General features: G+C 74.5%; 28 protein-coding genes. 13 read left to right on the top strand and 15 right to left on the bottom strand.

Annotated features, from left to right (window positions below; all coding sequences use genetic code 11):
• Nucleotides 1-13: 13 nt before the first annotated feature.
• Nucleotides 14-1222, top strand: coding sequence for an MFS transporter (locus tag BM165_RS04990; protein WP_083427067.1), 1209 nt, complete (start codon nucleotides 14-16; stop codon nucleotides 1220-1222).
• A 10-nt stretch (nucleotides 1223-1232) separates the two neighbouring features.
• Nucleotides 1233-2210, top strand: coding sequence for a 2,3,4,5-tetrahydropyridine-2,6-dicarboxylate N-succinyltransferase (gene dapD, locus BM165_RS04985; RefSeq protein WP_075012644.1), 978 nt, complete (start codon nucleotides 1233-1235; stop codon nucleotides 2208-2210).
• Between the two features lie 50 nt (nucleotides 2211-2260).
• Here dapD and BM165_RS04980 read toward each other — a convergent pair whose 3' ends face one another.
• Nucleotides 2261-3367: an alpha/beta fold hydrolase gene (locus BM165_RS04980; RefSeq protein WP_075012386.1), complete on the bottom strand. Its 1107-nt coding sequence runs from the start codon at nucleotides 3365-3367 to the stop codon at nucleotides 2261-2263.
• A gap of 133 nt (nucleotides 3368-3500) precedes the next feature.
• Here BM165_RS04980 and BM165_RS25990 point away from each other — a divergent pair, with 133 nt between their 5' ends.
• Nucleotides 3501-4148, top strand: coding sequence for a hypothetical protein (locus BM165_RS25990; RefSeq protein ID WP_208976650.1), 648 nt, complete (start codon nucleotides 3501-3503; stop codon nucleotides 4146-4148).
• Nucleotides 4149-4152: 4 nt separating this feature from the next.
• Here BM165_RS25990 and BM165_RS24635 read toward each other — a convergent pair whose 3' ends face one another.
• The 3 genes from BM165_RS24635 to fdxA form a co-directional block, all read right to left on the bottom strand.
• Entirely contained in the window at nucleotides 4153-4317 is a 165-nt protein-coding gene (locus tag BM165_RS24635; protein ID WP_177225112.1) for a hypothetical protein, read from the bottom strand.
• Nucleotides 4318-4434: 117 nt separating this feature from the next.
• Entirely contained in the window at nucleotides 4435-5523 is a 1089-nt protein-coding gene (gene dapC, locus BM165_RS04970) for a succinyldiaminopimelate transaminase (protein ID WP_280140687.1), read from the bottom strand.
• Between the two features lie 35 nt (nucleotides 5524-5558).
• Nucleotides 5559-5885 carry a ferredoxin gene (gene fdxA, locus BM165_RS25120; RefSeq protein ID WP_075012384.1) on the bottom strand — a complete coding sequence of 109 codons (327 nt, stop codon included), beginning with the start codon at nucleotides 5883-5885 and terminating at the stop codon, nucleotides 5559-5561.
• A 160-nt stretch (nucleotides 5886-6045) separates the two neighbouring features.
• Between fdxA and BM165_RS04960 the strand changes: the two genes are divergently transcribed.
• Nucleotides 6046-6801 carry a GNAT family N-acetyltransferase gene (locus BM165_RS04960; RefSeq protein ID WP_075012383.1) on the top strand — a complete coding sequence of 252 codons (756 nt, stop codon included), beginning with the start codon at nucleotides 6046-6048 and terminating at the stop codon, nucleotides 6799-6801.
• On the opposite strand, the gene BM165_RS04955 is transcribed toward BM165_RS04960, so the two are convergent.
• From BM165_RS04955 to BM165_RS04925, 7 genes are all read right to left on the bottom strand, one after another.
• A complete protein-coding gene (locus tag BM165_RS04955) occupies nucleotides 6774-7175 on the bottom strand; it encodes a hypothetical protein (protein ID WP_075012382.1) in 402 nt (133 codons plus the stop codon). The two genes, BM165_RS04960 and BM165_RS04955, sit on opposite strands and share 28 nt — an antisense overlap.
• The gene (gene mshB, locus BM165_RS04950) at nucleotides 7172-8068 is read right to left on the bottom strand and encodes an N-acetyl-1-D-myo-inositol-2-amino-2-deoxy-alpha-D-glucopyranoside deacetylase (protein ID WP_075012381.1); all 897 of its coding nucleotides are present in this window, start codon (nucleotides 8066-8068) and stop codon (nucleotides 7172-7174) included. Before mshB ends, BM165_RS04955 begins: the two co-directional genes overlap by 4 nt.
• Nucleotides 8069-8205: 137 nt before the next feature.
• Nucleotides 8206-9357 carry an ABC transporter ATP-binding protein gene (locus tag BM165_RS04945; RefSeq protein ID WP_244274047.1) on the bottom strand — a complete coding sequence of 384 codons (1152 nt, stop codon included), beginning with the start codon at nucleotides 9355-9357 and terminating at the stop codon, nucleotides 8206-8208.
• Entirely contained in the window at nucleotides 9341-10402 is a 1062-nt protein-coding gene (locus BM165_RS04940) for an ABC transporter ATP-binding protein (RefSeq protein ID WP_075012380.1), read from the bottom strand. Before BM165_RS04940 ends, BM165_RS04945 begins: the two co-directional genes overlap by 17 nt.
• Nucleotides 10399-11370: an ABC transporter permease gene (locus BM165_RS04935; RefSeq protein WP_083427064.1), complete on the bottom strand. Its 972-nt coding sequence runs from the start codon at nucleotides 11368-11370 to the stop codon at nucleotides 10399-10401. Before BM165_RS04935 ends, BM165_RS04940 begins: the two co-directional genes overlap by 4 nt.
• Entirely contained in the window at nucleotides 11363-12286 is a 924-nt protein-coding gene (locus BM165_RS04930) for an ABC transporter permease (protein ID WP_075012379.1), read from the bottom strand. Before BM165_RS04930 ends, BM165_RS04935 begins: the two co-directional genes overlap by 8 nt.
• Before the next feature lie 150 nt (nucleotides 12287-12436).
• Nucleotides 12437-14098 (bottom strand): peptide ABC transporter substrate-binding protein, encoded by a 1662-nt coding sequence (locus BM165_RS04925; protein ID WP_208976649.1) that lies wholly within the window; start codon nucleotides 14096-14098, stop codon nucleotides 12437-12439.
• Nucleotides 14099-14449: 351 nt separating this feature from the next.
• Here BM165_RS04925 and BM165_RS04920 point away from each other — a divergent pair, with 351 nt between their 5' ends.
• The gene (locus tag BM165_RS04920; RefSeq protein WP_075012378.1) at nucleotides 14450-14620 is read left to right on the top strand and encodes a CsbD family protein; all 171 of its coding nucleotides are present in this window, start codon (nucleotides 14450-14452) and stop codon (nucleotides 14618-14620) included.
• A 109-nt stretch (nucleotides 14621-14729) separates the two neighbouring features.
• On the opposite strand, the gene BM165_RS04915 is transcribed toward BM165_RS04920, so the two are convergent.
• Nucleotides 14730-15494 (bottom strand): (deoxy)nucleoside triphosphate pyrophosphohydrolase, encoded by a 765-nt coding sequence (locus BM165_RS04915; RefSeq protein WP_177225122.1) that lies wholly within the window; start codon nucleotides 15492-15494, stop codon nucleotides 14730-14732.
• Nucleotides 15495-15562: 68 nt separating this feature from the next.
• Between BM165_RS04915 and BM165_RS04910 the strand changes: the two genes are divergently transcribed.
• The 7 genes from BM165_RS04910 (at nucleotide 15563) to BM165_RS04890 (ending at nucleotide 19692) form a co-directional block, all read left to right on the top strand.
• Nucleotides 15563-16033 (top strand): RrF2 family transcriptional regulator, encoded by a 471-nt coding sequence (locus BM165_RS04910; protein WP_075012376.1) that lies wholly within the window; start codon nucleotides 15563-15565, stop codon nucleotides 16031-16033.
• Between the two features lie 31 nt (nucleotides 16034-16064).
• A complete protein-coding gene (gene cysC / locus BM165_RS04905; RefSeq protein ID WP_083427063.1) occupies nucleotides 16065-16598 on the top strand; it encodes an adenylyl-sulfate kinase in 534 nt (177 codons plus the stop codon).
• A 32-nt stretch (nucleotides 16599-16630) separates the two neighbouring features.
• Nucleotides 16631-16726, top strand: a complete 96-nt coding sequence (locus BM165_RS26285; RefSeq protein ID WP_432276811.1) for a putative leader peptide — start codon at nucleotides 16631-16633, stop codon at nucleotides 16724-16726.
• A gap of 101 nt (nucleotides 16727-16827) precedes the next feature.
• Nucleotides 16828-18498, top strand: coding sequence for a nitrite/sulfite reductase (locus tag BM165_RS04900; protein ID WP_075012375.1), 1671 nt, complete (start codon nucleotides 16828-16830; stop codon nucleotides 18496-18498).
• On the top strand, nucleotides 18495-18665 hold the full coding sequence (locus BM165_RS24140; RefSeq protein WP_143108029.1) for an Insertion element protein: 171 nt from the start codon (nucleotides 18495-18497) through the stop codon (nucleotides 18663-18665). The genes BM165_RS04900 and BM165_RS24140 overlap by 4 nt, the downstream gene beginning before the upstream one ends.
• Nucleotides 18662-19387: a phosphoadenylyl-sulfate reductase gene (locus tag BM165_RS04895; RefSeq protein ID WP_143108028.1), complete on the top strand. Its 726-nt coding sequence runs from the start codon at nucleotides 18662-18664 to the stop codon at nucleotides 19385-19387. The genes BM165_RS24140 and BM165_RS04895 overlap by 4 nt, the downstream gene beginning before the upstream one ends.
• Before the next feature lie 11 nt (nucleotides 19388-19398).
• Nucleotides 19399-19692: a 4a-hydroxytetrahydrobiopterin dehydratase gene (locus BM165_RS04890; RefSeq protein ID WP_075012374.1), complete on the top strand. Its 294-nt coding sequence runs from the start codon at nucleotides 19399-19401 to the stop codon at nucleotides 19690-19692.
• Here BM165_RS04890 and BM165_RS04885 read toward each other — a convergent pair.
• Nucleotides 19689-20081 (bottom strand): DUF3037 domain-containing protein, encoded by a 393-nt coding sequence (locus BM165_RS04885; protein WP_075012373.1) that lies wholly within the window; start codon nucleotides 20079-20081, stop codon nucleotides 19689-19691. The genes BM165_RS04890 and BM165_RS04885 overlap by 4 nt on opposite strands.
• On the bottom strand, nucleotides 20078-20944 hold the full coding sequence (locus BM165_RS04880; protein WP_244274045.1) for a HipA family kinase: 867 nt from the start codon (nucleotides 20942-20944) through the stop codon (nucleotides 20078-20080). Before BM165_RS04880 ends, BM165_RS04885 begins: the two co-directional genes overlap by 4 nt.
• Nucleotides 20945-20968: 24 nt before the next feature.
• Here BM165_RS04880 and BM165_RS04875 point away from each other — a divergent pair, with 24 nt between their 5' ends.
• Complete coding sequence (locus BM165_RS04875; RefSeq protein ID WP_075012371.1) at nucleotides 20969-21556, top strand: DUF1990 family protein; 588 nt, start codon at nucleotides 20969-20971, stop codon at nucleotides 21554-21556.
• Here the strand turns inward: BM165_RS04875 and BM165_RS04870 are convergent.
• Complete coding sequence (locus tag BM165_RS04870) at nucleotides 21478-21846, bottom strand: iron chaperone (RefSeq protein WP_075012370.1); 369 nt, start codon at nucleotides 21844-21846, stop codon at nucleotides 21478-21480. The genes BM165_RS04875 and BM165_RS04870 overlap by 79 nt on opposite strands.
• Nucleotides 21847-21883: the final 37 nt, after the last annotated feature.

Here is a 21883-nt window from a genome sequence, read left to right as displayed (position 1 = left end):
CTACGCTCGACCCATGGTTCTGGATCGATCCAGAAGATCCCTCGGCGGAGCGAAGGTAGCGGTCGCCTCCGTCTTCTTCCTCAACGGCGCGGTGTTCGGCAACTGGGTGACGCGCATCCCCGCCGTGAGCGACCGCACCGGCGCGAGCCCGGGGTCGCTCGGGCTGGCGCTGCTGTGCATCGCCGTCGGCTCGATCGCCGCCATGTCCCTGGCCGGCCGAGGGGTCGACCGCTTCGGATCGGCCCGCGTCACGGTGGTCACGGGCCTGGGGACCGCCGCCGCGATCACGCTGCCGGGGCTCGCCGGCGACGTCGTCGTGCTCGGTGCCGTGCTGTTCCTCTACGGCGCCACCTTCGGCGTCCTCGACGTGGCGATGAACGTCGGGGCGGTCCAGGTCGTCCGGCGCTCGGGACGGCCCCTCATGCCCGCCTTCCACGCCGCGTTCAGTCTGGGCGGGCTGGCCGGTGCCGGCACCGGCGCGCTGGCCGCGGGGACCGGTGTCCCTCCGGCGGTGCACCTCGGCCTGGTGGGCGCGGCGTGCGCCGCCGGCGTGCTCGCCGTCGCCGCGCGGCTGCCGGCCGACGAGCCCGAGGAGCGCCCGGCGGGCCCGGGGAGCCGCAGCGCCTGGCGGCACCGGGACGTCTGGGTCTTCGGCCTGATCGCGCTGTTCGCGGCCTTCAGCGAGGGCGCGATGGCCGACTGGACCGCGCTGTTCCTCCGGGACGAGACCGGCGCCGGCGACGGCGTGGCGGCCCTGGGCTACGCCGCCTTCGCGCTGAGCATGACCGTGGCCCGGCTGGCCGGCGAGCAACTGCTGAGCCGGCTGGGCCGGGCCCGCACCCTGGCCGCCTCCGGGGTGGTGGCCGCCGCCGGCGTCCTGCTCGCGGTGCTGGCCGCCGCACCCGCCGCGGCGCTGACCGGCTTCGCCCTGGCCGGGCTGGGTCTGGCCAGCGCCTTCCCGGTCGCCATGCAGGGCGCCGCCGAGGCCGTGCCCGGCGGCCGCGGGGTGTCGGCCGTCTCGGTCATCGGCTACGGGGGGTTCCTCGCCGGGCCGCCGCTGATCGGCCTGCTCGCCGAGGTGGTCACGCTGCGGTGGGCGCTGGGCGTCGTCGCGCTGCTGGGGCTGCTCGGTGCCGTCGTGGGTGCCCGGGCGCCGCGCCCGCCGGCCCCGGCCGGCACCGCTGTACCGGTGGCGCGGGAACCCGCCGACCGCGCTGGGTAGCGTCGGGACCGTGACCGCTCCCGCCGCCCGCTCCGCCGTCGCCGCCGGTCTCGCGACCGTGACCGCCTCCGGCACCGTCCTCGACACCTGGTACCCCGCGCCCGCGCTGGGCGCCGAGGGCGCGACCGGCACGCAGCAGCTCGGCACGCTGGAGCTGGAGGCCGAGCTCGGCACGGAGTTCTCCGGCCTGGTGCGCAGTGACGACGCCCGCGGCGTGGAGGTCATCGGCGTCCGGACGACGATCGCCGACCTCGACGCCCCGCCGGCCGACACCCACGACGTCTACCTGCGCCTGCAGCTGCTCTCGCACCGCCTGGTGCGGCCGCACGAGGTGAACGTCGACGGCGTCTTCGGCCTGCTGGCCAACGTCGCCTGGACCAGCGCCGGGCCGGTGCTGGCCACCGAGCTCACCCCCGCCCGCCGCGCGCTGCTGCGCGCCGCCCACGGCAGCCTGACCGTGCTGTCGGTGGACAAGTTCCCGCGGATGGTCGACTACGTGCTCCCGGCGGGCGTGCGGGTCGCCGACGCCGACCGGGTGCGCCTGGGCGCGCACCTGGCCGAGGGGACGACGGTCATGCACGAGGGGTTCGTCAACTACAACGCCGGCACGCTGGGGCCCTCCATGGTGGAGGGCCGGATCAGCGCGGGCGTCGTCGTGGGCGCGGACAGCGACGTCGGCGGCGGCGCGTCGATCATGGGCACGCTGTCCGGCGGCGGCAAGGAGGTCGTGTCGATCGGCCGCGGGTGCCTGCTCGGCGCGAACGCCGGCATCGGCATCTCCCTCGGCGACGACTGCGTCGTCGAGGCCGGCTGCTACGTCACCGCCGGCTCGCGGGTGACGCTGCCCGACGGCTCGGTGGTCAAGGCCCGCGAGCTCTCCGGCCGCGACGGCCTGCTGTTCCGCCGCAACAGCGTCTCGGGGGCGCTGGAGGCCCTGCCGCGGACCGGCACCTGGGGGGAGCTCAACGCGGCCCTGCACGCCAACTGACCCGTGCACATCCGCGGAAGTGCACCGTGCACTTCCGCGGATGTGCACGTTCAGGTCAGGTCCGCCGGCTGCGACGCGGGCGTCTCGAGGTGCTCGAGCAGCGCGGCGACGGACTCCTCCGGCCGCTCCACGTGCGGCGAGTGCCCGACGCCGGGCAGCACCACCTCGCGGTAGGCGCCGCCGGAGGCCGCGTACCGGTCGAGCACCGCGCGGGTCTGGGTGACCATCGGCTGCGGGGGGCAGACCTCCGCGCCGGGCCAGCCGGGCACCGCGCCGAGCTGCCCGAGGAACGCCAGGTCGAACGCCGAGGTGTCGGAGACGATCGCGTCGGCGTCCCCGCGCAGCCACAGCACCGGGGGCTTGACCGGCAGGTCGACGATCCCGGAGACGTCGAACACCGTCGGCGCCATCGTGTTGAGCACCCCGCGCGGCCCCGGCGCCGTCCCCGGCCAGGTGTCGCTCGGGACGGCGTCGCCCGGGTAGTGGTCCTCGCCGGTGCGGGTCGAGAGCATCGCGGCGACGTAGACGTCCTCCAGTCCCGGGTCCAGCGGCAGCGACCCCGGCGCCACGTAGAAGGCGCGCAGGATCGACCGGGGACTGGTCGGCGCGGCGTCGGTGGTGTCGCCGGCGGCCAGCGCCGCCACGAACTCCGGGTTGGCCGCTCCCCCGCCCGAGCCCGCGCCGTCGTCGGCCAGCCGGCGGCCCTGCGGACCGGCCGTGCCGCCGAAGCCGTACGGCGAGACGGGGGCGACCAGCGCCACCGAGGCCACCCGCGACGGCGCGTCGAGCAGGTACTGCAGGACGACGCCGGCGCCCATGCTCCAGCCGACCAGGTGCACGCGGTCCAGGCCCAGCGCGGCGACGAGCGCGGCGACGTCGTCGGCCCAGTCCCGCACGCCACGCCGGGCGTCGACCGGCCGCGGGTCGGTGCCGCCGTAGCCGCGCAGGTCGACGGCGAGCGCACGGTGCCGGCCGGTGTCGTGGACGGCGAGCAGGGTCGGCTGCCAGAACAGCGCCGAGCTCACGTTGCCGTGCACGAAGAGCACCGCCTCGCCGGGCCCGGCCGGGTCGGTGCCCTCGGCGTGCAGCACGTTCTGGGTCAGCCGCCGGGTGGACACGCGGGTGCTGGTGACCCCCGGGAGCAGGACGTCGGCCATGGCGGTACTCCTCGGGTCGGTGGGCGGCGCGCACACGCTAGCGACGAGGGCCGCGCCGCGGGTGTCCCAGGCACACCACCGCTCCCCGCGACCTCCAGGGACCTGCCAGGGAACCGACCTAGAGTCGGCCGCGATGACCAGTGCTCGTACCGCCTCCCGCCCGGCCCCCGCGCGGCGACCGGCCGCCCGGCGGCCGGCGGCGAAGCGGTCCGGAGCCGGGAAGCGCCGCGCGCGCCGGGGCGGGGACGCCTGGGCGCTGCGCCACTGGTGGCCGGCGATGACGCTCGGCGTCGCGCTCGTGCTGGGACTGGCCTGGCAGGCCGACGGCTCCGAGCCTGCCCCGACGACGCGGGTCTGCACCGTGCCGTCGACCTCCGTCACCCTCGGCGAGGCGCAGTGGGCCAACGCCCGCACCATCGCGCAGGTGGGGTACGACCGCGGCCTGCCCGAGCGGGCCGTGGTCATCGCGCTGGCGACGGCGGTGCAGGAGTCGACGCTGCGCAACCTCGACCACGGTGACCGCGACTCCCTCGGCCTGTTCCAGCAGCGGCCGTCGCAGGGCTGGGGCACCCCCGAGCAGGTGCAGGACCCGGTCTACGCGGCCGGCCGGTTCTACGACGGCCTGGTGCGCGTCCCGGGCTGGGACACGATGCGCCTGACCGACGCCGCGCAGGCCGTGCAGCGGTCCGGCTTCCCGGAGCTCTACCAGCAGCACGAGCCGCTGGCGACCGCGCTGGTCACCGCGCTGCGCTCCGACGACCGGACGCGCGACTGCGGCTGACCGCTCAGCTCACCCGGGCGCGGCTCCTGCCGTGGAGCTCGGGGCGGTCGAAGGCCGCCGCCACGCCGGAGGGGCCGGCGACGTCACGGGCACGGTGCAGACGCGTCTCGAGGGCCAGCAGGCCCGCGAGCGCGACGACGGGCACGAGCAGGAAGAGCACGAGGAACACGGCGGCCTCCGCGGTGGGACCGGGCGGGCTGCCCGGCTGGTGCGACCACCGTGGCGCGCGGCCCTTGCGGACGTCTGGCGGAGGACTGCCGTCGCGGTGCGGCCGGCTTGCGAGCGGCTAGGACGCGTTCCTCAGCCGGGTCACCGCGGCGTCGATCCGCTCGTCGCCGGCGGTCAGCGCGAACCGCACGTGCCGCTGACCGGCGGGGCCGTAGAACGAGCCCGGCGCGGGGACGATGCCGAGGCCGGCGAGCCAGTCGACGGTCGCCCAGCAGTCCTCGTCGCGGGTGACCCACAGGTACAGGCCCGCCTCGGAGTGGTCGATGCGCGCGCCGGTCGCCCGGATCGCCGCGGCCAGCCGCTCGCGGCGGCCGCGGTAGCGCTCGCGCTGCGCGTCGACGTGGGCGTCGTCGGCGAGTGCGGCGGTCATCGCCGCCTGCACCGGCCCGGGCACCAGCAGGCCCAGGTGCCGGCGCACCTCCCACACCCGCCGGACCAGCGCGGGGTCGCCGGAGAGCAGGCCGGCGCGGTACCCGGCCGCCGTCGACTGCTTGGACAGCGAGTGCACGGCCATCAGGCCGGTGTGGTCGTCACCGGCGACGGCGGGGTGCAGCAGCGAGCGCGGCTGCACGTCCCAGCCGAGGGTGGCGTAGCACTCGTCGGAGACCACCGGGACGCCGTGCGCCCGGCCCCAGGCCACCCACGCGCGCAGCGTCTCGTCGGGCACCACCCGGCCGTGCGGGTTGCCCGGGGAGTTCAGCCACACCAGGCCGATGCCGGCGGCGTCGTCGGGCGGGGTGTCGGTGCGCCGCACGGCCAGCCCGGCCAGGACCGCGCCCACCTCGTACGTCGGGTAGGCGACCTCCGGGATGACCACGGTGCCCTCGTGCAGGCCCAGCAGCGTGGGCATGAGCGCCACGAGCTCCTTGGAGCCGATCGTCGGGACCACCGATGGGTCGGCGCCGAGCGGGTCGGCCAGGGTGACGCCCAGCCGCCGCTGCAGCCACCCGGCCGCGGCGGTCCGCAGCTCCCGCGTGCCGAGCGCCATCGGGTAGCCCGGCGAGTCCCCGGCCGCGGCGAGCGCGGTGCGCAGCACCTCCGGGGTCTCGTCGACCGGGGTCCCGATGGAGAGGTCGACGATGCCGTCGGGGTGCTGCGCCGCGCGGGCGCGGGCGGCCTCCAGGCTGTCCCAGGGGAAGTCGGGCAGCCGGTGGCCGGCCGCCGTCCCCGGCGCGGTGGTCGTCAGTGCCCCTCGCCCTGGGGCGGCAGGGCCGCCACGAGCGGGTGGTCCTTGGCGATCTTGCCGGTCTTGGCCGCGCCGCCGGGGCTGCCCAGGTCGGAGAAGAACTCCACGTTGGCGTTGTAGAAGTCCTTCCACTTGTCCGGGACGTCGTCCTCGTAGTAGATGGCCTCCACCGGGCACACCGGCTCGCACGCCCCGCAGTCGACGCACTCGTCGGGGTGGATGTAGAGCATCCGCTCGCCCTCGTAGATGCAGTCCACCGGACACTCGTCGATGCACGCCTTGTCGAGGACGTCGACGCAGGCCTGGGTGATCACGTAGGTCACGGTGGGTCCTCCCGGGGACGTGCGGGGCAGCGGTCCGGCGGGGCGGCCGGGTCGCGCGTGTCTGGGCCCAGTATGGCCCCGCGGGCGCGGGTGAAACGCGACGGGTGGACGGGCCCGCCCCGGTGGGGGGACGCCGCCGCGCACACCCCAGGATCGGGGCATGGGACAGAGCCGCTCACCCCTGGGCGTCACCGACCTGGAGCGGCTGGCCGCCCGCGGCTGGCGGGGCAGCGAGGAGGAACCGCTCGGCGGCTGGCTGCTGCGCGCCGGCGGCGGCTTCACCGGCCGGGCCAACACCGCGCTCGTCACCGGCGACCCCGGGCGGCCCCTGCCGGAGGCGGTCGGCGCGGTGGCCGCCTGGTACCGCGCGCGCGGTCTGCGGCCCGGCGCGGCCCTCCCCGGCGTGCAGGCGCGGCGCGCCGACGCGGCCTTCGCCGGGGCCGGGTGGACGCGTGACGAGGACGTCCTCGTGCTCACCGCCCCGCTGGTCGCCGGCCCGGAGCCCGGTGTCCCGGTGGAGCTCTCCCCCGTCCCGGACGAGGGCTGGGTGGCCGCGTACCGGTACCGGGGACAGGTGCCGCCCGCCATCGCCCGCACCGTGCTGACCTCCGGCGGGCGGGTCGCCTTCGCCGCCGTGCGCCCCGGCCCGGGCGAGCCCCCGGTCGCCGTCGCCCGCGGGGTGGTGACCGACGACTGGCTCGGCGTCAGCGCGGTGACCGTCGCCGAGGACCACCGCCGCCGCGGCCTGGCGACGTCGGTCATGGGCGCGCTGACGCGGTGGGGTGCCGGGCAGGGCGCGGGCTGGGTGTACCTGCAGGTGTCGGCGTCCAACGCGCCGGCGCGGGCGCTCTACCGCCGGACCGGCTACGTCGAGCACCACCGCTACCACTACCGCTGGGCGCCCGAGGGGGCCTGAGCCGGGGGGACGGCGACCACCCGGCCGACGGCGACCGCCGCCCCCAGCACGCCGAGGCCGAGGAAGGCGAGGGTGACCGTGCCCAGGCCGCCGGTGCCCACCGCGACCAGGTCGCCCTCCGGCCGGCGCACCGTGGCGGTGACCGCCACCGCCAGCCAGGTGATCGCCGGCAGCACGGCGACGGTGCGCGAGCCGGTGAGCCGGTGCGCGCCGGTGACCAGCAGGTAGTTGGCGACCACGGCGGCGGGGACCGACAGCGGCACGAGCACCCCCGCCACCCGCAGCGGCAGCCAGAACACCTCGACGAGCGCCAGCCACCCCGCCACGGCCACCACCGCGGCCGCGGCGGCGGCCAGCGTGGCGACCCGGCTCATCCGGGCAGGCCGGCGAACAGGTCGTCCTCCCAGCCGTTCGGCGCGTCCCCGGCCGGGGCGCGCTCGCCGCGCACCAGCCGGTAGTGCTCCACGCCGAGCACCTCCTGGCCGAGGTTGTTCGACAGGGCGAAGAAGGGCCCGTCGACGGTGATCTGGGTGGCGTGCGCCCGCATCGCGGCGTCCTTGTGCCCGGCGTACGCCCGGCCGTCGACGGCGGCGGTGACCAGCTCGTCGGGGACGGCGAACGGGATGTCGTCGACCTCGCCGAGCTGGGCGAACGGGGAGGTCTCCCCCAGCGCCGCCATCGCCTCGGCGCCCTCGCGCAGCACCGAGCGCGGCACGCAGCACCAGTAGACCTTGGCGACGTCCCACGCCTCGCCGAGGTCGGGCCGCCACGCCGGGTCCGCGGCCCGCTCGACGGCGGCCATGGCCACCCGGTGCGCCTGGATGTGGTCCGGGTGGCCGTAGCCGCCCTCCTCGTCGTAGGTGACCACGACCTGCGGCCGGACCTCGCGGACGACGGCGACCGCGTGGCCCACGGCCTCGTCGAGGTCGGCGTTCCAGAACGCGCGGGGCTTCTCGTTGGCCGGCGTCCCCATCATCCCGGAGTCCCGGTAGCGGCCCGGGCCACCGAGGAACCGCCAGTCGGTGACCCCGAGGGCGTCCATGGCGGTCCGCAGCTCGGCGATGCGGTACCCGCCCAGCTGGTCGGCCTGCTCCGGTGCGAGCAGCTCCAGCTCGGGCACGAGGACCTCGCCCTCCTCGCCCAGCGTGCAGGTGAGCAGCGTGACCTGCGTGCCCTCGGCGACGTAGCGGGCCATCGTGGCGCCGTTGTTGATGGTCTCGTCGTCGGGGTGGGCGTGCACCAGCAGCAGGCGGCGGTCAGCGGTCACGGGGACATCCTCCCCGAGCACCGGGACACGGTGTGCGGCAGTCCGGGCGGCGTCCTCCCGCACCGCAGGGCGTCCTCCCTCACGGCAGGAGGTGAGGGAGGACGCCCGACGATCAGGTGACCTGATGGTGGCGCGGACTACTCGACGTCGACCGGGACCACCGTGCGGGCCTCGGCGAAGTGGCAGGCGCTCGGGTGGCCCTGCCCGCGGTCGACCAGCTGCGGCGGGTCGGTGGCGCAGACGTCCTGCGCCTTCCAGCAGCGGGTGCGGAACCGGCAGCCCGACGGCGGGTCGGCCGGGCTCGGCACGTCGCCCTGCAGCAGGATCCGGTCCTTCTGCCCGCGCAGCGCCGGCTCGTGCAGCGGCACCGACGACAGCAGCGCCTGGGTGTAGGGGTGCGACGGCGAGGAGTAGACCTCGTCCGCGGTGCCCTCCTCGACGATGCTGCCGAGGTACATGACCGCGACCCGGTCGGAGATGTGCCGCACCACCGACAGGTCGTGGGCGATGAACAGGTAGGACAGGCCGAGCTCGTCCTGCAGGTCCTCGAGCAGGTTGACCACCTGGGCCTGGACCGAGACGTCGAGGGCCGACACCGGCTCGTCGCAGACGATGACCTCGGGCTGCAGTGCCAGCGCGCGGGCGATGCCGATGCGCTGCCGCTGGCCGCCGGAGAACTGGTGCGGGTAGCGGTTGACGTAGTCGGGGTTGAGGCCGACACGGTCGAGCAGCTCCTGGGTGCGCTTGAGCCGGCCCTTCCTCGGGGCGACGTCGGCGTGCACCGCCCAGCCCTCGGCGACGATGTCACCGACGGTCATCCGCGGGTTCAGCGACGCGTAGGGGTCCTGGAAGATGATCTGGACCTCGCGCCGGTAGTCCTTGAGCGCTCGGCCGCCCATGCGGGCGACGTCGCGGCCCTTGAAGAAGATGGACCCCGCGGTCGGCTTCTCCAGCGCCACGATCAGCTTCGACACCGTCGACTTGCCGCAGCCGGACTCGCCGACCAGACCGACGGTCTCCCCGCGGCGCAGCGTGAGGTCGACGCCGTCGACCGCCCGCACGTGGCCCACGGTGCGCTTGAAGACGATGCCCTGGGTCAGCGGGAAGTGCTTCTGCAGACCGCGGACCTCCAGCAGCGCCTCGCCCATCTCGCCCCGGGCGCCGGTCGCCGCCACCCCGGAGGTGAGCTTCGTCAGGGACGAGTGCTCGTGCTGGCCCGGGACGGGCGCCGGCACCGACGTCGGCAGGGACGACGCCGCGGTGGCGCCGTGCTCACTGGGCTGGGACACCCAGCACCTCCTCGCTGTAGTGGCAGGCCGCCTCGCGCCCGGGGACGACCAGCCGCAGCGGCGGGACGTCGGTCGAGCACTCGCGGCCGGGCGGGGCCTCCGCGCCGAGACGGCGGCGGGAGCAGCGCGGGTGGAACGGGCAGCCGCTGGGGATGTGCGCCAGGTTCGGCGGCTGGCCGACGATCGGCTGCAGCCGCCCGCCCTTGGCCTCCACCTGCGGCACCGATCTCATCAGCCCGTCGGTGTAGGGGTGGGAGGGGCGGGTGAAGACGTCGTCGACGGTGCCCCGCTCGACGATCTCGCCCGCGTACATGACCGCCACGTTGTCGGCGACCTCGTTGACGACGCCGAGGTCGTGGGTGATGAGGATGAGCCCCATCCCCGTCTCGGACTGCAGGTCCTTGAGCAGGTCCATGACCTGGGCCTGCACGGTGACGTCGAGGGCGGTGGTCGGCTCGTCGGCGATGAGGATCCGCGGGTCCAGGGCGATGGCCATGGCGATCATCACGCGCTGGCGCATGCCGCCGGAGAACTGGTGCGGGTAGTCGTCGACGCGCCGCGCTGCGGCGGGGATCCGCACGCGGTCCATCATCTCGATGGCGCGCTTGCGGGCGTCCTTCTTCGACATCCCCTGGTGCGCCCGGAACATCTCGCCGATCTGGAACCCGACGCTGTAGACGGGGTTCAGCGACGACAGGGCGTCCTGGAAGATCATCGAGATGCCCGGGCCGCGGATCTGGCGCTGGTCCTCCGCCGACATCTCCAGCATGTTGCGGCCCTCGAACCAGATGCCGCCGCCGGTGACGACCGCCGGCGGGGACTCGAGGATCCCCATGATGGCCTGGGCCGACACCGACTTGCCGGAGCCGGACTCGCCGAGGATGGCCAGGGTCTCCCCCGCCGCCAGGCTGTAACTCACGCCGTTGACGGCGTGCACCGTGCCCGAGCGGGTGCGGAACTCCACGTGCAGGTCGTCCACGTCGAGCAGCGGGGTGCCGGCGGGGGTCGCCTCGGCCGTGGGCTTGGACAGGTCGAGGTGGGTCATGCGCGCTGCCTCGGGTCGAGGGCGTCGCGGAGGGCGTCGCCCATCATCACGAACGCCATCACGGTCAGGGTGAGGATCAGGCTGGGGAACAGCACCAGGTGCGGCGCGGTGCGGATGGAGGCCTGCCCGGCCGCGATCTGCAGGCCCCAGGAGATCGCGGGCCGCTGCAGGCCGACGCCGAGGTAGGTCAGCGTGGCCTCCGCGGCGATGATCACGCCGATGGTGATGGTCGCGTAGACCAGCACCGGCGCGACGGCGTTGGGCAGGATGTGCCGCACCAGGATGCGGCGGCCCGACGCGCCCATCGCGCGGGCCGCGGCCACGTAGTCGGAGCTCTTGACCGCGATCACCTGCGAGCGGACCAGCCGCATCGCCGTCATCCAGCCGAAGAGCGCCAGCGCGATCGCGACCGCGCCCGGGCCCCGGCTGTTGATGATCGGGATGCCGGTCGAGGGCCCGACCCGGAGCAGCACCAGCGCGCCGAGGATCAGCGGCAGCGCGTAGAAGATGTCCGCGATCCGCGCGAGGATCCCGTCGGCGATCCCGCCGTAGTAGCCGGCGATCGCCCCGACGACGACGCCGAGCAGGAGGATGACCAGCACGGCGGTGACGCCGATGATCAGCGAGTTGCGGGCGCCGTAGACCACGTTGGCGAGGTAGTCGCAGCCCTGCTGGTCGAAGCCGAACCAGTGCTGCGCCGAGGGCAGGTCCTGGGAGTTGGCCAGGTCGCACGCCCGCGGGTCGGCCCCGCGGGCGAAGACCTGGGGCACGAGCGCCATCAGCACGAAGAACACGCCGAGGACGGCGCCGATCCAGAACAGCGGGTTGCGCCGGAGCTCGCCCCAGGCGTCGCTCCAGAGGCTGTTCTGCCGCTCCTTGGTGACGTCGACGGACGGGCTGGCCAGGCCGGTGGTGGTGCCGGCCTGGACCTCGTCCTTGCGCAGGTCGAGCTGCTGCTGGTCAGTCATAGCGGATCCTCGGGTCCAGGACGGCGTAGAGGACGTCCACGACCAGGTTGAAGAAGATGAAGAAGAACACCATCAGGGTGACGATGCCGACGACGACCGCGCCCTCCTGGGAACGGATCGAGTTGAACACCTCGCGGCCGATGCCGGGCAGGTTGAACACCGTCTCGGTGACGATCGCCCCGCCGAGCAGCGTGCCGATGTCGGCGCCGATGAACGTGACCACCGGGATCAGGCTGTTGCGCAGGGTGTGCCGGACGATGACCGTCCGGTTGGGCAGGCCCTTGGCGCGGGCCGTGCGGACGTAGTCGGCGCGGAGGTTCTCGGCGAGGCTGGTGCGGGTGAGCCGGGCGACGTAGGCCAGCGAGCCGGAGGCCAGCACCAGGCCCGGCAGCACGAAGCTGTAGAGGCCGTCGTTGGTGCCGGCGATCGGGAACCAGCCGAGCCGCAGGCCGAACAGCAGCTGGGCGAAGAACGCCAGCACCAGGATCGGGATCGAGACGATGAGCGTCGTCGACACCAGGACGAGGTTGTCGAAGTAGCTGTTGCGCCGGATGCCGGCCAGCACGCCAGCGACCAGGCCGATGACGGCCTCGAAGAGGATCGCGACGAGCGCCAGCTGGACGGTCACGGGCAGCGTGCGCTCGATGGTGTCCAGGACCGGCCGGCCGCGGAAGTCGGTGCCCAGGTCCCCCTGGAAGAGGCCCTTGAGGTACTCCCAGTACTGCACGTACAGCGGGTCGTTGAGGTGGAAGCGATCGCGCAGCTCGGCGATGACGGCCGGCGACAGGGGGCGGTCGCCGCCCAGCGCGCGGATGGGGTCACCCGGCAGCGCGTACACCATCGAGAAGATCAGGAAGGACGCGCCGAGCAGTACCGGGATGGTGAGCAGCAGGCGGCGCGCGACGTAGCGGCCCATGGTCCCCCTCGGGGTCTGTGGCGGCGCGCGCGAGCGACCGCGCCGCCGGTGTCCATCGTGCTCCCGTCCGGCCCCGCACGCGCCGCCGGGGGCGACCGTCCACGTCGGACAGGCGCCCCCGGCGGGCAGTGCGGGTCCTGCGGGGTGAGGTCAGCTGTTGACGGTGACCTCGGAGGTGACGATCCGCTGGAAGAGGTCCAGCCGGACGCCGGAGACGTTCTCGGAGGTCACCGACTGGATCTCGGTGAAGAACATCGGGGCCATCGGCATGTCCTCGGCGACGATGTCCTCGGCCGCCTGGTAGTCCTCGATGCCGGCCTCCGGCGTCTCCGCCTGGTCGCCCTGGGCGATCAGCTCGTCGACCTCGGGGTTGGTGTAGAAGGAGTAGTTCGAGCCGGCCGGCGCGAGCGACGCCGCCGTGAACAGCGGGGTCAGGTAGCTGTCCGCGGCCGGGTAGTCGAAGCTCCAGCCGTACCGGAACGGCCCGGTGGCACCCCGCGCCTCGAGCAGCGGCAGGTACTCGGCGAAGTCGAGGTTGCCCTGCAGCGTGTACTCGAGACCGAGGTTCTCCCGGATCTGGTTGCCGACGGCCTCCATCCAGGCGTCGTGGCCGGCGCCGGAGTTGAACCACAGGTCCACCGGACGGCTGCGGTCGAAGCCGGCCTCGTCGAGCAGGCGGTTGGCCTCGTCCGGGTCGAGGGTGCAGTAGGTGCAGCTGCCCTCGCGGTAGCCGTCGATGACCGGCGGGATGAACGAGTCGGCCGGCGCGCGGGTGCCCTGGAAGATCGCCTCCGAGATCGCCTCCCGGTCGACGGCCATGGAGAACGCCTGCCGGACCCGGGGGTCGGCGAAGCGCTGGTCGTAGGTCGGGAAGGAGAGGTAGGTGATCTGCGAGGACTCGGTCCGGATGAACCGGTCGCCGAACTCGCCCTCCGCCGACTCGATGACGTCGGGCGGGATCACGTCGACGATGTCGAGGTTGCCGGCCTGCACGTCCGTGTAGGCGGTGCTGACGTCGGCGTAGACGTTGTACTCGACGGAGTCGGCCTGGGCGGCGTCCTCACCGGCGTAGTCCTCGTAGCGGGTCAGGGTGATGCCCTGGCCCGGGACGAAGTCCTCCTCCGCCTGGAACGGGCCGTTGCCGATCGGCCGGGTGCCAAAGGCCTCCGGGTCCTCGAAGAACGAGTCCGGGAGCGGGTGGAAGGAGTTGTAGCCGGTGATCGCCGGGAAGTTCGAGAACGGCGAGGACAGCGTGACCGTGAAGGTCTGCTCGTCGACCACCGCCAGGCCGCTCATCTGCTGCGCGGCCGGCTCACCGGTGGCGTTGCCCTCGGCGTCGACCGGGGCCTGCAGGTCGTCGTAGCCCTGGATGCGCGAGAGGTAGGACGCGGCACCCTGGGCGTTGGGGCTGTAGGCGGTGTAGTTCCACGCGTCGACGAAGGACTGCGCGTCCACCGGCGTCCCGTCGTGGAAGGTCCAGCCGTCCTTGAGCGTGACGGTCCAGGTGGTGTTGTCCTCGGACTCGATGGACTCGGCGACGCCGGAGTAGTCGACCTCGCCCTCCTCGGTGTAGCGCACGAGGCCGGTCCACAGCGAGCTGATGACCTGGTCGCCCTCGGACTCGGTGGTGTTGCCGGGGACGAGCGGGTTCTCGGGCTCGCCGATGTAGACGCTGAAGGTGCCACCGGTGCTGCCCTCACCGCCCCCACCGCCACCGGAGCCGCCGTCGTCGCCGCCGCCACAGGCGGACAGCAGCAGCGCCCCGGACAGGCCGGCTGCCAGGAGCGCCGACCGGCGCTTGCTCAACTTCACGTGCGTTGCCTCCCTCGTCCCGCACCTGCGGGGGGAACGGACTGGTCGATGCCCACCCGGACTCGATCGCCGGGCGTCGGCGTCCATCAGGTGAACACCCGGGATCGTCCCGGATCGCCGCGAGCGACCCTAGGCAGGCCCGACGAGGACCGTCCACGACCGTCATCGATTTGTGACCCAGGCTCACGACCTCACGGTGCGCGATGCAAACGGCACGGTACGCCCGGCCGATCACGACACGTGTTGCGGCCCCCGGGCGCTCATCCCGCAGGACTTCCGCCGTCCGGGTGGACGGGTGTCGGGACCGCTGCGCCGGGTACCCCGATCCCCACTCGACGAGAGGAGCTCATCGTGAGCGGGATCGACAAGCTCAAGAACAAGGCGCAGGAGCTGTCCGGCGAGGGCAAGGAGCGCGTCGGCGAGGCCACCGGCGACCGCGACCTCCAGGCCGAGGGCGCCAACGACAAGGCGGCCGGCAACATCAAGCAGGCCGGCGAGAAGGTCAAGGACGTCTTCAAGTGAAGGACCCCGTCCTCCTCACCCCTCGCTAGCTCGGGGTGAGCCTCCGGACGGGGCCGTTCCAGCACGTCGCCACGGCGCCGCCCCGGGAGGGGACGGCGCCGTGGCGCGTTCAGGGGCGGGTGAGCAGGTCCCGCACGGCCGGCAGCAGCGGGCGGTCGGCGGCGATCCAGTCCAGCGTCCCGAGGCCGGCGGCGCCGACCCAGCGCAGGTCGCGGTGCTCGTGGGCCACCGGCTCCCCCGCGACCAGCCCGGCCGCCCACACGCGCAGCGTCGAGGTGCCCGGCGCCCCGCCCGCCACGGCGCCGTCGAGCGGCACCTCGCCGAGGAACTCCCGCGGCACCACGGTGACGCCGAGCTCCTCGGTGCACTCCCGCACCAGGGCGGCCTCGTGGTCCTCGCCCGGCTCGACCTTGCCGCCGGGGAACTCCCAGAGCCCGGCCAGGGGCCCGGACCCGCGCTGGGCCACCAGCACCTCCCGGCCGGCCGCGTCGCCCCGCACGATCGCCGCCCCCACCACCTGGACGACGTCGCGGGCCCGGAGCTCCGCCACGGCCGCGTAGCCGTCCAGGTGCCGCCGCATCGACCGCCGCACGCGCCGGCGCAGCACCGCCCGGTCGAGGAGGCCGGCCAGGAGGCGGGGCAGGCCGGTGTCCCAGTCGACCTGCTCGTCGACGACGGTGCCGTCGGCGGTGGCGGTGAACCGCCGCGCGTGGACCAGCCGGCGCCGGCCGCGGCCGGGCCCGGCGGCGTAGAGGTCCGACACCGGCCGGACCGACTCGACCTCCTCCAGCGGGAACGGCCAGGGGCGCCCGAGGGCCCGGGCGACGTCGAAGGCGACGGTCAGCGGCGCCGCCACGACGGTGGTGAAGGACATGCGGGACACGCCGCCACGGTCCCAGACGGGGCAGGATGGGCCGCAGGACCCGACAGGAGGAGGGCGCGGTGCGCATCACGGCCCGGGTCGACTACGCCGTCCGCGCGGCCGTCGAGCTGGCCGCCGCGGCGCCGGACGCGCTGACCTGCGACCGGATCGCCCGGGCCCAGGGGATCCCCTCCCGCTTCCTGCAGGGCATCCTCGGCGACCTGCAGCACGCCCGCCTGGTGACCAGCCAGCGCGGCCGCGAGGGCGGCTACCGCCTGGCGCTGCCGCCGACGGAGATCTCGATCGCGCGCGTGATGCGGGTCGAGCAGGGCTTCCTCGCCGAGGTGCACGGGCAGCGGCCCGAGGACGTCAGCTACCCCGGGAACGCGGCGGAGCTGGCCGGCGTCTGGGTGGCCGCCCGCGCCGCCTACCGGCGGGTGCTCGAGGAGGTCACGCTGGCCGACGTCGTCGCCGGGAAGCTGCCCGGTCACGTGGCCGAGCTGGCCGCCGTCGAGGACGCCTGGCGCTCCTTCGGCGACTCCCCCTCCTGAGCGCCGGGGACGGCTGGGCGAGACTCGCCCGGTGAGCAGTGCGCAGCACGGTGGTGTGACCGTCTTCCTCACCGGCCTGTCCGGCGCGGGCAAGTCGACGATCGCCGACGCACTCGTCGCGGGGCTGGAGGCCGACGGCCGGCCGGTGACCGTCCTCGACGGCGACGTCGTCCGCACGCACCTGTCCAGCGAGCTGTCCTTCACGCGCGAGCACCGCGACCTCAACATCCGCCGCATCGGCTTCGTCGCCGGCGAGGTGGTCAAACACGGCGGCACCGTCGTCGTGGCGGCGATCGCGCCCTACGAACAGGCGCGCGAGGAGGCCCGGGCGCTGGTCGAGCGGTACGGCCGGTTCGTCCTGGTCCACCTGGCCACGCCGCTGGAGGTCTGCGAGGCCCGCGACGTCAAGGGCCTCTACGCCCGGGCGCGCGCCGGGGAGATCCCCGGCTTCACCGGCGTCGACGACCCCTACGAGCCGCCCACCGCCGCCGAACTGGTGATCGACACCTCGGTCACCCCGCTGGCGGAGTCGGTGGCGTTGATCCGGGCGGCGGTCGACGGCTGAGTCCCGCCGGCCCCCTCCGCGGGTGTGCGACCATGGACGGCGTGACGGATCGCGGCAGCCTGCTCGTCGCGCGCCTCCACGTCGACCTCGCCCGGGTCAGCAGCGCCGCCTGTCGCGCCGCGCGCTGACCTCCAGTCCTCCCCCGCGGCCCGGCCGCGACCCCGACCTGGCAGCGCCCTCCCGCCCGGGCCGGCGAGCCCGGCGAGGACGGCGCAGGAAGTAGTGCACCGTGTCCGCACCCCCCCGTTCGAACCGGCCGGTCCGCGGCCAGGGTCAGTGGGCCCTCGGGTACCGGGAGCCGCTGAACCCCAACGAGCGGATGAAGAAGGACTCCGACGGCCTCGAGGTCCGTCAGCGGATCCTCGACATCTACTCGAAGACCGGCTTCGACGGCATCGACCCCGGCGACCTGCGCGGGCGCATGCGCTGGATGGGCCTCTACACCCAGCGTGCCCAGGGGATCCCCGGCGGCAAGACCGCCGTCCTGGAGCCGGAGGAGCTCGAGGACTCCTACTTCATGATGCGGGTCCGCATCGACGGCGGGCAGCTCACGAGCGACGCGCTCCGCGTCATCGGCGGCATCAGCACGGAGTTCGGGCGGGACGTCGCCGACGTCACCGACCGGCAGAACGTCCAGTACCACTGGATCCGCATCGAGGACGTGCCCGAGATCTGGCGGCGCCTGGAGTCGGTCGGCCTGTCGACCACCGAGGCCTGCGGCGACGTGCCGCGCGTGATGCTCGGCTGCCCGCTCGCCGGGATCCTCGAGGACGAGGTCATCGACGCCACCGACGTCATCGCCGCGACCGTGGCGGAGTACGTCGGCAACCCCGAGTTCAGCAACCTGCCGCGCAAGTGGAAGACGTCGATGTCCGGCTGCGTCGACCACTGCACCGAGCCCGAGATCGACGACGTCTCCTTCGTCGGCGTGGTGAACGAGGCCGGCGAGGCCGGCTACGACCTGTGGGTCGGCGGCGGCCTCTCCACCAACCCGATGTTCGCGCAGCGGATCGGCGTGTTCGTCCGGCCCGACCAGGTCACCGACGTCTGGGCCGCCTGCACCGCGGTCTTCCGCGACTACGGCTACCGCCGGCAGCGCAACCGCGCCCGCATCAAGTTCCTCATGGCCGACTGGGGCCCCGAGAAGTTCCGCCAGGTGCTGCAGGACGAGTACCTGCACGAGGCGCTGCCCGACGGCCTCGCGCCCGCCCCGGCGAAGCACGACCAGCGCGACCACGTCGGCGTCTCGCGGCAGAAGGACGGCCGCAACGCCGTCGGCTTCGCGCTGCGCACCGGCCGGATCAGCGGCTCGCTGCTCACCACGATCGCCGACCTCGCCGACGAGTACGGGCAGGGACGCATCCGGACGACGACGCAGCAGAAGCTGGTCGTCCTCGACGTGCCGGACGAGCGGGTCGAGGACCTCGTCGCCGCTCTGGCCGAGCACGACCTCCAGGTCCGCCCGAGCGCGTTCCGCCGCGGGACGATGGCCTGCACGGGCCTGGAGTTCTGCAAGCTGGCGATCGTCGAGACCAAGCAGCACGCGCAGGACCTCTACGCGGAGCTGGAGAAGCGGCTGCCGGACTTCGACACCCCGATCGGGATCAACGTCAACGGCTGCCCGAACAGCTGCGCCCGGTTCCAGACCGCCGACATCGGCTTCAAGGGCTCGATGGTCCGCGACGACAACGGCGAGATGGTCGAGGGCTTCCAGGTGCACCTCGGCGGGCACCTCGGCGTGGAGGCGACCTTCGGCCGCAAGTTCCGCGGCCACAAGGTGACCAAGGCCGAGACCGCCGACTACTGCGAGCGGCTGCTGCGCGGGTTCCTCGAGCGGCGCACCCCCGGCGAGTCCTTCGCCCACTACGTCTCCCGCGCCGAGGAGGCCTGGCTGCTGTGAGCGAGGGCGAGCCGTCGTCGTCGACGGGAAGGACCCGTCAGCTGCCCGTGTTCCACTGCCCGTACTGCGGCGAGGAGGACCTCACGCCGCACGAGGAGGGCTGGCGCTGCGGTGCCTGCCTGCGGGCCTTCTCGGTCCGCCTGATCGCGACGGGGGTGCAGGAGTGACGGCTGCAGGAACGGCCAGGGCCATCGCGCCGACGCCGGAGCTCGCGGCCGACGCCGACGCCCGCTTCGAGGGCATCGCCGACCCGGTCGAGCAGGCCCTCGCGGTGCTGCAGTGGGCCGGGGAGACCTTCGGCGACGCCTTCGCCGTCACCTCCTCCATGGCCGACGGGCTGCTCGCCCACCTCGCCTCCCGGGCGGTCCCCGGGGTGCACGTCGTCTTCCTCGACACCGGCTACCACTTCGCCGAGACGATCGGCACCCGCGACTGGATCAGCAGCGTCCTGCCGATCACGCTGGTGGACGTGACGCCGCCGCAGACGGTCGCCGAGCAGGACGCCGAGCACGGTCCCGCACTGCACGACCGGGACCCCGACCTGTGCTGCTCGCTGCGCAAGGTGCAGCCGCTGGCGCGGGCGCTCGCCGGCTACGTGGCCTGGGGCTCGGGCGTGCGCCGCGACGAGGCGGCCACCCGGGCGGGCACGCGGGTCGTCGACTGGGACGCCAAGCGGGGCATGGTGAAGGTCAACCCGCTGGCCGCCTGGACGCAGGACGACGTCGACGCCTACCTCGCCGAGCACCGGGTGCCGGTGAACCCGCTGCAGGAGATCGGCTACGCCTCGATCGGCTGCGCGCCCTGCACCCGCCCGGTCGCGCCCGGCGAGGACCCGCGGGCGGGGCGCTGGGCCGGCCGCGGCAAGACCGAGTGCGGCCTGCACCTCTGAGCGGACCGACCGTGCCCCGGCCACCGCGCCTGTCCCCCGACGAGGTCGCGGCCGCGCTGCGCGACCTGCCGCTGTGGCGCGGCGACGTCACCGGCCTGCACCGCACCGTCGGGCTGCCGTCGTTCCGGGCGGCGGTGCAGGCGATCGTCGCCCTCGCCGACGTCGCCGAGGAGCTGGACCACCACCCCGACGTCGACCTGCGCTGGCGGACGCTGCACCTGACGCTGGTCAGCCACTCCGAGCAGGGCGTGAGCGCCCTGGACCTCGAGCTGGCCCGGCGGATCGACGAGCTGCTGCCGACCTAGTCGGTCACGGGGAGCACCAGCAGCTGCAGCAGCCGGTCGGCCTCGGCGTCGGGGTCCTCGGTCAGGCCGGTGTGCACCGGCCCGGGCTGGACGACGGTGCTGCGCGGGGCGGTGAGCCAGCGGAACCGCGAGCCGAGCGCCTCCCGTCCCGCGGCGCCGGCGGCCGGGTCGGCGGCGCAGACGTCGGCGGCGGCCTGCAGCGCCTGCCCGATCGCCCGCGGGTCGGCGGTCGGGTCCAGCGCGCGCAGCCGGTCGACGTCGAGGTGCACCCGGCTGCCGAGGTAGTCGCGCTGCCGGCAGTAGACGAGGACGCCGGCGTTGAGCGACTCCCCGCGCTCGACCCGCGGCACCACCCGCAGGACGGCGTACTCGAAGGTGTCCCGGCTCACCGCTGGGTGATCCCCTCGGGTGGCGGCGGGCCCAGCCAGGCGGGCCGGTTCTCCCCGCGCGGCGCCCGCCGGCGCGACCTCCCGGAGGCCGCCGCGGCCACCACCCCGGGCAGCCAGGCGTCGCGGGCGGCCAGACGTGCCAGCAGCTGGGTGACGTAGCGCTCCCGGACGTCGTCGGGGGGCTCCTCGGGCGTCGGGCCCTCCAGCCAGTCGTCGGGCACCTGGGCCAGGACGCCCTCCAGCAGCGGCCGGGTGACCCGGCCGCCGAGCGCGGTTTCGGCGGCCCGGACGTCGGGTGTGCACTCGACGAGGGCGTGCTGCGCGGCGTCGTAGGGCCGGGTGACGGCGGCCTGCGCGCCGGACCAGGAGTGGTGGAACGTCAGCGCGGCGCCGTGGTCGATCAGCTGCAGCCGGCCGTGCCAGAACAGCATGTTGGGGTTGCGCCAGGAGCGGTCGACGTTGCCCACGAGCGCGTCGAACCACAGCACGCGGCCGGCCAGCTCGGGGTCCACCCCGTCCACGCCGGCCTCGAGGTCGAGGGCCCCGGGGAGGTAGTCCAGGCCGAGGTTGGTCCCGGCCGAGCGCTGCAGCAGCTCCTGCACCTCGGGGTCGGGCTCCCCCACCGCGAGCTCCGGAGCGACGTCGACGGTGACCAGCGCGGGCACCGGCAGCGCCAGCGCCCGGGCGAGCTCGCCGCACACCACCTCGGCGACCAGCACCCGGACGCCCTGGCCGGCGGCGCGCCACTTGACCACGTAGGTGCCCAGGTCGTCGGCCTCCATGAGGCCGGGCAGCGAGCCACCCTCACGCAGCGGGGTGACGTAGCGGGTGGCGGTGACGGCGGGCAGCACAGTGCCGGACAACCTACGCCGGTCCACACTGGGGTCATGGGCCTCTTCCGGGCCGCGTCGCCCGAGGGCCTGCGCGACGCGCCGTTCACGTACGCCGAGGTCGGCGCCACCCGCGCGCCGGAGCTCCCCGCCGGCTACCTGCCGGGCGAGTCCACCGAGGTCGTGGGGTCCGGCCGGGAGACGTTCGAACGGGTGGCCGCCGCGATCCTCGACTGGACGCCGCAGCGCAGCGTCGGCCTGCGGGTGCGCGCCACCGGGTCACCCGGCGAGGTCGGCACCGTCGTCGTCCTGACGGCGGGGCTCCCGCGGTTCGGCTACGACATCCCGTGCCGGGTGGTGTGGGCATCGACCACCGGCGACGAGCGCGGCTACGCCTACGGGACCCTGCCCGGGCACCCGGAGAGCGGCGAGGAGTGCTTCACCGTGCGGCTCACCGACGCCGGCGACGTCGTCGTCTCCATCCGGGTGTTCTCCCGGCTGGCGACGCCGGCCGCCCGGTTGCTGCCGCCGGTCGCCCGGTTCGTGCAGGGGCTGGCCACCCGCCGCTACCTCTCCTCGCTGCGCCGCGCCGCGACCGCGGACGCGATCCGCTCGACCAGGTCGCCGGGCACCGGCGAGCGGTAGGCCAGGTGGACGGCGTCCTTCCCCGACCGCAGGGGTGCGACCTCGGCCTCCAGGTCACCCTCCCCCGGGCCGTCGAACACCGGCACCGGGTACAGCGCCGCGTGCCGCTTCCACGCCGCGTAGTGCAGGCCGTGGCGGGTGCCGACCATCGCGGCGGGCATGCCGTAGCGGATCGTCTCCGTGGCACCGGGCATGCCGCGCAGCACGGCGGCGCGCACCTGCTCCAGCGCCGACCTCGCCTCCGGGGGCAGGGCGGCCAGGTACTCCTCGACGGTGGCGGGCGCGGTCACGTGCGGATGGTGCCGCACCGATGAGTTCCCGTCCCGG

It is taken from the genome of Geodermatophilus obscurus (genome assembly GCF_900115395.1).
Classification (GTDB): domain Bacteria; phylum Actinomycetota; class Actinomycetes; order Mycobacteriales; family Geodermatophilaceae; genus Geodermatophilus; species Geodermatophilus obscurus_B.
Note: the sequence above shows the minus strand (reverse complement) of the source record. Positions and strands in the feature narration are given on the sequence as shown.

Bases quoted from the DNA above. Each gene is read 5' to 3' on its own strand.
- BM165_RS04990 (WP_083427067.1), top strand. From the start codon at position 14: ATGGTTCTGGATCGATCCAGAAGATCCCTCGGCGGAGCGAAGGTAGCG.
- BM165_RS04960 (WP_075012383.1), top strand. From the start codon at position 6,046: ATGGGACAGAGCCGCTCACCCCTGGGCGTCACCGACCTGGAGCGGCTG.
- BM165_RS04980 (WP_075012386.1), bottom strand. From the start codon at position 3,367: ATGGCCGACGTCCTGCTCCCGGGGGTCACCAGCACCCGCGTGTCCACC.
- BM165_RS04915 (WP_177225122.1), bottom strand. From the start codon at position 15,494: ATGTCCTTCACCACCGTCGTGGCGGCGCCGCTGACCGTCGCCTTCGAC.
- BM165_RS04875 (WP_075012371.1), top strand. From the start codon at position 20,969: ATGGGCCTCTTCCGGGCCGCGTCGCCCGAGGGCCTGCGCGACGCGCCG.
- BM165_RS04935 (WP_083427064.1), bottom strand. From the start codon at position 11,370: ATGACTGACCAGCAGCAGCTCGACCTGCGCAAGGACGAGGTCCAGGCC.
- BM165_RS26285 (WP_432276811.1), top strand. From the start codon at position 16,631: ATGGACGGCGTGACGGATCGCGGCAGCCTGCTCGTCGCGCGCCTCCAC.
- BM165_RS04930 (WP_075012379.1), bottom strand. From the start codon at position 12,286: ATGGGCCGCTACGTCGCGCGCCGCCTGCTGCTCACCATCCCGGTACTG.
- BM165_RS04940 (WP_075012380.1), bottom strand. From the start codon at position 10,402: ATGACCCACCTCGACCTGTCCAAGCCCACGGCCGAGGCGACCCCCGCC.
- BM165_RS04955 (WP_075012382.1), bottom strand. From the start codon at position 7,175: ATGAGCCGGGTCGCCACGCTGGCCGCCGCCGCGGCCGCGGTGGTGGCC.
- BM165_RS25990 (WP_208976650.1), top strand. From the start codon at position 3,501: ATGACCAGTGCTCGTACCGCCTCCCGCCCGGCCCCCGCGCGGCGACCG.